This is a genomic window from Polaribacter sp. Hel1_33_78 (genome assembly GCF_900106075.1).
Classification (GTDB): domain Bacteria; phylum Bacteroidota; class Bacteroidia; order Flavobacteriales; family Flavobacteriaceae; genus Polaribacter.
On record NZ_LT629794.1, the window covers coordinates 2,467,444 to 2,477,682 of the forward strand.

Here is a 10,239-nt window from a genome sequence, read left to right on the forward strand (position 1 = left end):
ATCTAGTGAAGTTATCTACTTAATAATCATTAGATTACTCCGTTATCTTTCCTTGTAATGACGTTATTTTTTCAATAATACTTTTGCAGCCTCTTTAGCAAAATAGGTAATAATAATATCTGCTCCCGCCCTTTTCATAGACAGTAAACTTTCCATCATTACTTTTTCTCCATCAATCCAACCTTTCTCTGCAGCTGCCTTTACCATTGCATATTCTCCGCTTACATTGTAACATGCTATTGGTCTGTCGAAATTATTTTTTAAATCTCTAATAATATCTAAATAAGACAATGCTGGTTTTACCATTAAAATATCTGCGCCTTCTTGATCATCAAAAGTAGCTTCACGCATTCCTTCATCTCTGTTTGAAGGATCCATTTGATATGTTCTTCTATCACCAAAGGTCGGTGCCGAATCTGCAGCATCTCTAAAAGGACCATAAAAAGCAGATGCATATTTTACAGAATATGCCATAATTGGCAAGTTTGAAAAACCTGTATTATCTAAAGATTCGCGAACCATAGCAATAGTTCCATCCATCATTCCAGAAGGTGCAACCATATCTACCCCTGCTTTTGCATGCGAAATAACTTGCCTTGCAATATTTACTAAAGTAGCATCATTCTCAACATCATTATCATGTATAATTCCGCAATGACCATGAGATGTATATTCGCAAAAACAAACATCTGTAATTACATATAAGTTGGGATAGTTCTTTTTGATAAAACGAATTGCTTGTTGCATAATTCCGTTATCATTCCATGTCTCTGTGCCTTCTTCATCTTTGTTTGATGGAATTCCGAATAACAAAACTGCAGGAATGTTTAAAGAAACCACTTCATCTAATTCTTTAGAAATACGATCTAAAGAAAAACGTTTAATTCCTGGCATAGAAACAATTTCTGTTTCTATATTTTCTCCTTCTTCTATAAAAAGTGGATATACAAAATCATCAATAGAAAGTCTAGTTTCTTTTACTAACCTTCTAATTCCTTCTGACTTTCTTAGTCTTCTTGTTCTATGCATAAGCTCAAAAGTTTTCACTAAACTGTCATTCCCGCGCAAGCAGTAACCACAGAATTTCGATTTAATTTGTTCTAACTAAAAACAGATTTTCATTCATTATCTTAAGAAAAGTTAGGGTTGGAATAATACATATTCACCAACTCTAGAACGCTATCTACATCTGGTAGATTCGCAACTTCTACTTTATCAAAATGTTTCCTAGCTTCAACTGCTGTAGTTTCTCCAATACAAAAAGCAACCTTTTCCGTTGAATTTTCTTCCAAATAACTCTCAATTCCCGATGGACTATAAAACAAAACACCAGAAACATCATCATCAATTTTTACTGAGCTCAACATGGTTTTGTAGGCTTCAACTTCGTTTACGTGGACATCACTTGCTTTTAAATAGGCAGGAAGAACGTCTAATCTTAGATTACTACAGAAATAAGAAACTTCTTTAATATCTGTTTCTTTTGCTACATATTCTGCTAATTTTAAAGCATTTTTAGCTACGTACGTAACTTTACCAATTCTGTTTTCAATCAGCTTTTTGGTTCTTCTGCCAACACAAAAAATATTCTTAAATTTTATTTCATCTTTTGTAAAAGAATTTAGAATTGCTTCCACTCCATTCTGACTTGTAATTAGCACATTTTCATGCTGATTTTTCATCACTTTAGCAGGAATTCGATTAAAACGAATTTTAATAAAATCACTATCTTTTACACCTATTGAATGCGATAATGTTTCTTTTTGAAGTTCAGAAAGCTTTTTAGTGGAGTAAATATTACAAATATTATCTGCAACATCATCTTCTAACATTAGCTCTTTTCCTCCTCTATTAATTACATAATCTGCACAGTCTTTAGCCAGATACTCATGACTGCCAACTTTTGCTATTTTATTAACTGTAATTTTTTTAGAACCATCTTTGTTTAATAAAATTCCTTTAAAATTTATTTCTTCTGTTTTTCCATCTATATAAGCCAAAGCTCCTATTGGCGCTGTACATCCACCCTCTAATAAATGTAAAAACTCGCGTTCAATAGTGGTACAAATTTCTGTTTCTCTATGATTTAATTGTTCACATGCATCTAAAACATAATCATCCTCTTGCAAACATGTTACCATAATAGCGCCTTGTCCTGGTGCAGGAATCATCCAAGAAAGCTTAATAGCTTCTGATGGTATTTTTCCCAATCGGTATAATCCAGCTGTGGCAAAAACAGCCCCATTCCAAGTTTCACTTTGTTCTAGTTTTTCTAAACGTGTATTTACATTTCCTCTTAAACCAACAACAGTGTGTGTTGGATACCGATTTAACCACATCGCTTTTCTTCGCAAGCTTCCGGTAGCAATAATAGCGTTTGGTTGTCCAAAAAACTCTTCTGTCCCTTTAAACACTAAAACATCAGAATAATCATCACGCCTTAGCACGGCGGCTTGTGTAATTCCCTCAGGCAAAACAGTAGGAACATCTTTTAAAGAATGAACTGCAATGTCAATTTCTTTATTCAACATTGCAATGTCTAAACTCTTTGTAAAAACACCTGTTACACCAAGTTCATATAGCGGTTTATCTAAAACAATATCTCCCAAAGACTTAATAGGAACCAAAACTGATTCGTAACCCAATTCCTTTAATTCTGCACGTACTTTATTAGCTTGCCAAAGCGCTAATTCGCTATCGCGAGTTCCTATTCTTATTATTTTCTGCATTGAGTTTTGATTAAGACTGAAAAACCTTATTAATTACTTGAAGGCTTTGCGAAACAGATGTTTCTTCATCTTTTAAATGTTTCACAAACTGTGTGGTTATCTTTTGAATAAAACGTGAAGTTAAGATTTCTGCTTGACTTTCATCAAAATCAGCAATTTTTTTCTTCTGAAAACTAATTTCGTCGTTTTTAATATTTTCTAATGATTTTTTTAAGGCTGCAATCGCAGGTGTAAATCTTCTGTGATTTAACCATTCTTTAAATTCTGCTTTGTGTGTTTCTATAATCGCTTCTGCAAACGGAACTTCTTTTAGACGAACAGCTAGTGTTTCATCTGTAATTTTAGAAAGTTCATCAATATTTACGATTGAAACACCCTTAAAATCGGTAACATCTTTTGCCACATTCTCAGGCATTGACAAATCTAAAATCAATAAGTTTTTATGATGCCCAATATGCTCTTTAGTAATTGTTGGTTTATCTGCACCTGTAGAAACGATTAAAACATCTGTTTTTTTAATCTCTTCAGATAAATTCTCAATCACAGATTTTCTAATAGAAGCATGTTCTTTTACAAATGCTGTTGTTTTTTCTTCAGTTCTATTAATTAAACATACTGTTTTATTCTGAGTATATTCTGCTAAATTTTTACAGGTATGCTTCCCCATTTTACCCAATCCAAAAACTAAAATATTCTTAGAATTATAATCCGGCAAATTTTTGATGATATATTGAACAGCTGCATAAGAAACAGAGGTTGTTCCTGAGCTTAATTTTGTTTCATTCTTCACTCTTTTACTTGCTTGAAGTACAGAATTCATCAATCTTTCTGAATATGCATTTACCGTCTTCAGAGATTTTGCCAATCTAAAAGACTGTCTTAATTGACCAACAATTTCGTAATCTCCTAAGATTTGACTTTCTAGGCCTGTACCAATTCTAAACAACTGATGAATTGCTTCTTGATCTTTATAAACATTCGAGAATTTTGCAAATTCCTCAATGGTACCCTCTGTAAAAGTACATAGCAATTCTATTAATTGACAAGGACGCTCTGCAAAGCCAGTAATCTCTGTTCTATTACAGGTAGAAATAATAAAAACTCCCTTAAAACCTTTCTCTTTAGAAAGTTTTAACAACGCAATTTGATTTTCTTTTGTTAAAGAAAATTTTCCACGCGTGTTCGCATCCGCTTTTTTGTAACTAACTCCAATATTATAAAAGTACTCTTGCCTGTCCTCTTGCATCTATTCGTAAAAGTTGCTCAAAAGTAAAAACTTCAATTAAAAAAAAATGTCGCTCAAAGTACTTTTTATAACGTTAAATGTTTTTTAAAGAATTTTTAACTAAAAAAATGACGAAAAGCACTACTTTTGCTAGTGATAAAGGTTTATTATTATTATTATATAGAATGATTATAAATAAAAAGAATTCCAATTAAAAGATTGTTTATGTTTAAAAATGTCGGAGAAAGTACTTTTGAAGAAATTATCTTAGATAAAGGTTTTTATTTACTTCATTTTCAAAACGAAAGTAAAACTATTCAAAACTTTGAAAGAGAGATTAATAGCACTTTTATTCAAATACATTTTTGCTTAAGAGGAAAATCTAAATTTTTATTTAACCATGGTTCTTATTCTTTTGATGTTTTAGACGACAGATCAATTCTTTTATACAACCCGCAAAGAATTTTACCCATTAATTTAGAAATTCAACCAAAAACAACATTGGTTTCTTTATTAATTTCTATAGAAAAATTTCATTCTTTATTTTCGAAAGAATCTGGTTACATTCCTTTTTTAAGTGATGAAAATAGTAATAAAAAATACTATGATGATTCTGAAATAAAGCCAACAGTTTCAATTGTTTTACAACAAATTATCAACTCTAGTGTTAACAGTTCTATTAAAGATTTATATGTAAAAGGAAAAGTATACGAATTGTTGAGTCTCCATTTTCAACAAGAAGAAAATACGGAAGGCGAATATTGTCCTTTTTTAGTAGATGAACAAAATGTTTTAAAAATTAGAAAAGCGAAAGAAATTATTATTTCTAGAATGGCAGAGCCTCCAAGCTTGCAAGAATTAGCGAATGAAATTGGGTTAAACATTAAGAAACTAAAGGAAGGCTTTAAACAAATTTACGGAGATACCGTATTTAGTTTTTTGTTTGATTACAAAATGGAGCACGCAAGAAGATTATTAGAGAGTAATCAATTTAATGTAAACGAAGTGGGTGTAAAAATTGGCTACAGTACTTCTAGTCATTTTATTGCCGCCTTTAAAAAGAAATTTGGAACAACTCCCAAGAAATACGTAATGAGCTTTAATCAATAATGCGTTGACAAAAACAGAAACCCTACACGATTAAAACTTTGAACTTTTGAAACTAAAATAATTTGGAACAACTAACACATGAAAACATAGAAAACAATCAGAAACAGTTTCCAATAACCATTGTTTGTGATGCTATTAGAACTCCAGAAAATATTGGAATGTGTTTCAGAATCTGTGAAAGCTTTGGGGTACAGAAAATTTATTTTCACAAGAGTTCTCCAACAATTGAAAATAGGATTGTAAAGAAAACTGCAAGAAATACGATCAATCAAATTAAGTATGATACCTACACAGATTTTAACGAAATTATATACCAATTAAAGGAAGAAGGCAATGCAATTGTTGGTATAGAAATTACTGATAAAAGTATCAATATTCAAGATTTTAATTTTACGAATCATGAAAAAATCGTATTACTTTTGGGTAGTGAAAGAAATGGAATTGAAAACATAAAATTAATAGACGATACAATCGCGATACCAATGTTTGGAAGAAATTCTTCTATGAATGTAATACATAGCTTAGCCATTACTTTATACGAAGTTACGAATCAGATTGCAGGAAGCAAAATATAAATATTATAGTTTCAAGTTAAAAAAACATTGAAACGATTAAACTTTGAAACTCATTTTAAATGAAAGGAATTTTACTAAACAATTTAGGATCACCAGATTCTACAGAAACAAAAGATGTAAAAAAGTATTTGGGTGAATTTTTAATGGACGAGCGTGTTATAGATATTCCATATTGGAAGCGCTGGATACTAATTAAAGGGATTATCTTGAAGATTAGACCAAAAAAATCGGGTGCTGCTTACAAAAAAATTTGGTGGAAAGAAGGCTCGCCTTTAGTGGTGATCTCTGAAAGATTCACAACAAAATTGATTAAAAAAATAGACATTCCAATCACTTTAGCTATGCGTTATGGATCTATGTCTATGGAAAAAGGGATTCAAGAATTAATTGACAAAGGTGTTACAGAAATCTTTTTAGCACCCTTATATCCTCATTACGCAATGTCTTCTTTTGAAACGGTGGTTGTGAAAGCAGAAGAGATTCTAGCAGAGAAATATCCGGAAGTTAAACTAGATGTCTTACCCCCTTTTTACAACAAACCAGATTATATAAAAGCGATGAGTAATAATATTGCAAATCATTTAAAAGGCTTTGATTACGATCATGTTTTGTTTTCTTATCACGGAATTCCGGAACGTCATATTAAAAAATCTGACCCTACAAAAAGTCACTGTAAATTAGATGGTTCTTGCTGTGAGCGCAATTCTGTTGCACATTACACATGTTACAGGCATCAATGTTTTGAAACCACAAAAGGTATTGTAAAAGAGCTTGGGCTAAAAGAAGGTACGTATAGTAATTCTTTTCAATCTCGTTTATTAAAAGACCCTTGGTTAAAACCCTATACCGATTTCGAATTAGAGAAATTTCCAGGATTAGGAAAGAAAAAATTAGCAGTGATTACACCTGCTTTTGTTTCTGATTGTTTAGAGACTTTAGAGGAGATTGCAATGGAAGGAAAAGAAGACTTTATAGAAGCTGGCGGAACTGATTACAAACACATACCTTGTATGAATGATAATGATGATTGGGTAGCTGTAATGGCTTCTTGGATAAATGATTGGAAGCAAAAAAGTTAACGATAAATTAAAAGACTTTTACGGTTTCTATATAAAATCCGTGGAAAGTTTAAAACCTAAAACAAAACTATGGACTTCTTATATGTAAAAGCATTACACATCATTTTTGTAGTTACTTGGTTTGCTGGTTTATTTTATATTCCAAGATTATTTATTTATCATGTAGAAGCAGAAAAAAAAGAAGATCCCGCAAAAGGGATTTTACAAACTCAATATAAATTAATGAGTAAACGCTTATGGTACATAATTACTTGGCCATCTGCAATCTTAGCAAGTTTCTTTGCTTTTTGGTTACTTTATCAAAATCCAGATTACTTAGAAATGCCATGGATGCATGTAAAATTGGTATTTGTTTTGGCGCTCTATTTTTATCATTATTCTTGTCAAAAAATTTATGCTCAATTACAAAAAGACATTATAAAATACTCTGCATTTAAACTAAGGATTTGGAATGAAGTTGCGACTATAATCCTTTTCGCAGTTGTATTTTTAGTAACTTTAAAAAGTGCTATTAATTGGATTTGGGGTGTTGTAGGAATTATTCTTTTTGGAGTGCTACTAATGTTAGGAATAAGACTCTACAAAAGAATAAGAGAAAAGAAAAGTTGGGAAAAAGCAGAAAAAAAAGTTTTGAAAGAAAAATAAACTAACCTCTAATACTCTGCTCAAAAGGAATTCTATTTATAATACTTCTTCCTAAAGTAACTTCATCCGCATATTCTAACTCATCTCCCACAGCAATTCCGCGAGCAATTGTGGAGGTTTTAATCTGAAATTTTTCTATCTGCTTGTAAATATAAAAGTTGGTTGTATCTCCTTCCATGGTAGAACTTAAAGCGAATATAAGTTCTTTAACTTCACCTTCTTCAACCTTGGTCACCAAAGATTCTATTTGCAAATTTTGAGGACCAATTCCTTCAATCGGAGAAATTTTACCCCCTAAAACATGGTACAATCCATTAAACTGAGAGGTACTCTCTATTGCCATTACATCTCTTATATCTTCTACAACACATATAATATCTGGACTTCTTTTTGGATTGTTACAAATATCGCATAAAATAGTATCAGAAATATTAAAGCATTTTTCGCAATTTTTTACATCATTTCTTAAATGCAACAGCGCTTCAGACAAATAGCTTGTATTCTCTTTCGGCTGCTTCAACAAGTGTAAAACCAAACGCAAAGCCGTTCGTTTTCCAATTCCTGGTAAACGAGAAACTTCATTTACTGCATTTTCTAATATTTTTGATGAAAACTCCATAGATTGCAAAATTACGAATTATGAAGTATGAAACCCTAAAAGAAGCCTAGAAAAACATATATTCGTAATTCATAATCGATCATTTGTAATCAACTCATGCAACCAGTACATATTATCCTATTAATCGTCGCATATTTTTCTGTTTTACTTTTTATTTCTTACCTCACAGGAAAATCTGCAAACAACAAAACTTTTTTTAAAGCAAATAACTCTTCTCCTTGGTATTTAGTGGCTTTTGGTATGATTGGAGCTTCACTTTCTGGAGTTACTTTTATCTCTGTTCCAGGCTGGGTAGAATCTCAAAGCATGAGTTATATGCAAATGGTTTTGGGATACATTTTGGGGTATGCCGTTATTGGCTTAGTGCTACTTCCACTCTATTACAGATTAAATTTAACATCTATTTACACTTATTTACAAGACCGATTTGGAAATTACTCTTACAAAACGGGAGCAAGTTTTTTCTTACTTTCTAGAACCATTGGTGCCGCTTTTAGACTTTTTTTAGTGGCAAATGTGTTGCAATTATTGTTGTTTGATGCCTACGGAATTCCTTTTTGGGTAACCGTTTCTATCACTATTTTATTAATTTGGTTATACACATTTAAAGGCGGAATTAAAACCATTGTTTGGACAGATACTTTGCAAACATTATTTATGTTAATTGCAGTTGGCGTTTGTATTTACACAATTTCTACGGAAATGCAAATCACCAATATTTTTTCTTATGTTGCTGAAAGCGAACTTTCTAAAACCTTCTTTTTTGACGATGTAAAAACTGGCGATTATTTCTGGAAACGCTTTTTAGCTGGAGCGTTCGTTGCAATAGTAATGACAGGTTTAGATCAAGATATGATGCAAAAAAACTTGACATGTAAAAACCTAAAAGATGCGCAAAAAAACATGTTTTGGTTTACCATTGTTTTGGTAATTGTTAATTTTTTCTTTTTGGCTTTAGGAGTTTTATTAACAGATTATGCTCAGAAAAACGGAATTGACGCTCACAAAGATCAATTATTTCCCATAATTGCCACAAAAGGAAGCTTAGGTTTAGCTACTGCAATTTTCTTTTTATTAGGTTTAATCGCGGCGGCATATTCGAGTGCAGATTCTGCTTTAACTTCTTTAACAACCTCTTTTAGTATTGATATTCTAGAAATTGACAAAAAGAAAAATCCGGAAGAGCAAGAAAAAACAAGAAAGAAGATTCATATCCTTTTTTCATTTGTACTCATCGCGACTATTTTGGTTTTTAAATATTTTATTGCAGATCAAAGTGTAATCGCTAAAATATTTACGTTTGCTGGTTATACATATGGTCCTCTATTAGGTCTTTATGCATTCGGTTTATTTACCAAACTGCAAGTAAAAGACAAAGCAGTTCCTTTTATTTGTATTATCGCGCCAGTGTTAACTTTTTTAACCAATTATAGTACAATCCAATATTTCAATTTTGACTTTGAATTTTTTGTATTGGTCATTAATGGTGTATACTCCTTTCTTGGCTTATTTCTCTTTAAAAAATAAAATAATAAACACCAGAACATTATTATTTCAGGTAATATCATTAAAAAGAGATTTTTTGAATAAATACAAGAGATTTTCATAAAAATAGTAGAATCGAGAAAATTCCGAATACTATATGCTCCTTGAATAAATTAAATACCTTAAACTTTTTAAATATAACAGGAGCAATTCATTTTCCAGTTTGTTTTGCAAACCTAAATCAACCACTATATATAAACCTTATAAACTGCCACCTAAAAGAAATTCCAAAAGCAATTATAGGTTTAAAAAATCTTAGAGACTTAAATATTCAAGGAAATAATATTACAGAAGTTCCTGCAGAAATTGGAGAAATTAAATCTTTAGAAATACTTAGGATCGATTTCAATTCTAATTTAATACTACCACAAAACATTATTAATAAAAACAAACTGAGAGTAGATTTCATTACTTATAATAAAATTGATACAGAGAAAGCTAAAAAGCTATTAATTAAATTTGGCAAAAGCAGAAAGCAATATAGAAATGATGATGAAATCTATTTCTGGGTTGTTGACGAACAACTAAATAAAGATAACTAGTAAAACAAATAATATATTAAACGTATTGCAGGACATATTAATGTCAGACATCATGTTTCAGAAACTTTTCTGCTTCTTAGATGCATTAAATCAGGGAATTAGTAAAAAAAAATCAGTTTTAAAAATAAAGACTGTTTTTGCACTTAAGCGACAAAAATAGTCGTTTCAAC

At 31.0% G+C, this 10,239-nt stretch carries 10 protein-coding genes; 6 read left to right on the plus strand and 4 right to left on the minus strand.

Annotated features, from left to right (window positions below):
• Window positions 1-63: 63 nt before the first annotated feature.
• From hemB to hemA, 3 genes are all read right to left on the minus strand, one after another.
• Window positions 64-1,029, minus strand: a complete 966-nt coding sequence (hemB, locus tag BLT88_RS10675; RefSeq protein WP_091954707.1) for a porphobilinogen synthase — start codon at window positions 1,027-1,029, stop codon at window positions 64-66.
• A gap of 101 nt (window positions 1,030-1,130) precedes the next feature.
• A complete protein-coding gene (gene hemC / locus BLT88_RS10680; RefSeq protein WP_091954709.1) occupies window positions 1,131-2,729 on the minus strand; it encodes a hydroxymethylbilane synthase in 1,599 nt (532 codons plus the stop codon).
• A 10-nt stretch (window positions 2,730-2,739) separates the two neighbouring features.
• A complete protein-coding gene (gene hemA / locus BLT88_RS10685) occupies window positions 2,740-3,975 on the minus strand; it encodes a glutamyl-tRNA reductase (RefSeq protein ID WP_091954710.1) in 1,236 nt (411 codons plus the stop codon).
• Window positions 3,976-4,179: 204 nt separating this feature from the next.
• Here hemA and BLT88_RS10690 point away from each other — a divergent pair, with 204 nt between their 5' ends.
• From BLT88_RS10690 to BLT88_RS10705, 4 genes are all read left to right on the plus strand, one after another.
• On the plus strand, window positions 4,180-5,064 hold the full coding sequence (locus tag BLT88_RS10690) for an AraC family transcriptional regulator (RefSeq protein ID WP_036787739.1): 885 nt from the start codon (window positions 4,180-4,182) through the stop codon (window positions 5,062-5,064).
• Window positions 5,065-5,126: 62 nt separating this feature from the next.
• The gene (locus BLT88_RS10695) at window positions 5,127-5,639 is read left to right on the plus strand and encodes a TrmH family RNA methyltransferase (RefSeq protein WP_091954712.1); all 513 of its coding nucleotides are present in this window, start codon (window positions 5,127-5,129) and stop codon (window positions 5,637-5,639) included.
• Between the two features lie 59 nt (window positions 5,640-5,698).
• Window positions 5,699-6,718 (plus strand): ferrochelatase, encoded by a 1,020-nt coding sequence (hemH, locus tag BLT88_RS10700; RefSeq protein WP_036787733.1) that lies wholly within the window; start codon window positions 5,699-5,701, stop codon window positions 6,716-6,718.
• Window positions 6,719-6,787: 69 nt separating this feature from the next.
• The gene (locus BLT88_RS10705) at window positions 6,788-7,363 is read left to right on the plus strand and encodes a CopD family protein (protein ID WP_091954713.1); all 576 of its coding nucleotides are present in this window, start codon (window positions 6,788-6,790) and stop codon (window positions 7,361-7,363) included.
• A 1-nt stretch (window position 7,364) separates the two neighbouring features.
• Here BLT88_RS10705 and recR read toward each other — a convergent pair whose 3' ends face one another.
• On the minus strand, window positions 7,365-7,982 hold the full coding sequence (recR, locus tag BLT88_RS10710; protein ID WP_036787726.1) for a recombination mediator RecR: 618 nt from the start codon (window positions 7,980-7,982) through the stop codon (window positions 7,365-7,367).
• A 96-nt stretch (window positions 7,983-8,078) separates the two neighbouring features.
• Between recR and BLT88_RS10715 the strand changes: the two genes are divergently transcribed.
• Window positions 8,079-9,509: a sodium:solute symporter gene (locus BLT88_RS10715; protein WP_091954715.1), complete on the plus strand. Its 1,431-nt coding sequence runs from the start codon at window positions 8,079-8,081 to the stop codon at window positions 9,507-9,509.
• A gap of 122 nt (window positions 9,510-9,631) precedes the next feature.
• On the plus strand, window positions 9,632-10,069 hold the full coding sequence (locus BLT88_RS10720) for a leucine-rich repeat domain-containing protein (protein WP_091954716.1): 438 nt from the start codon (window positions 9,632-9,634) through the stop codon (window positions 10,067-10,069).
• The last annotated feature ends 170 nt before the right edge of the window (window positions 10,070-10,239 follow it).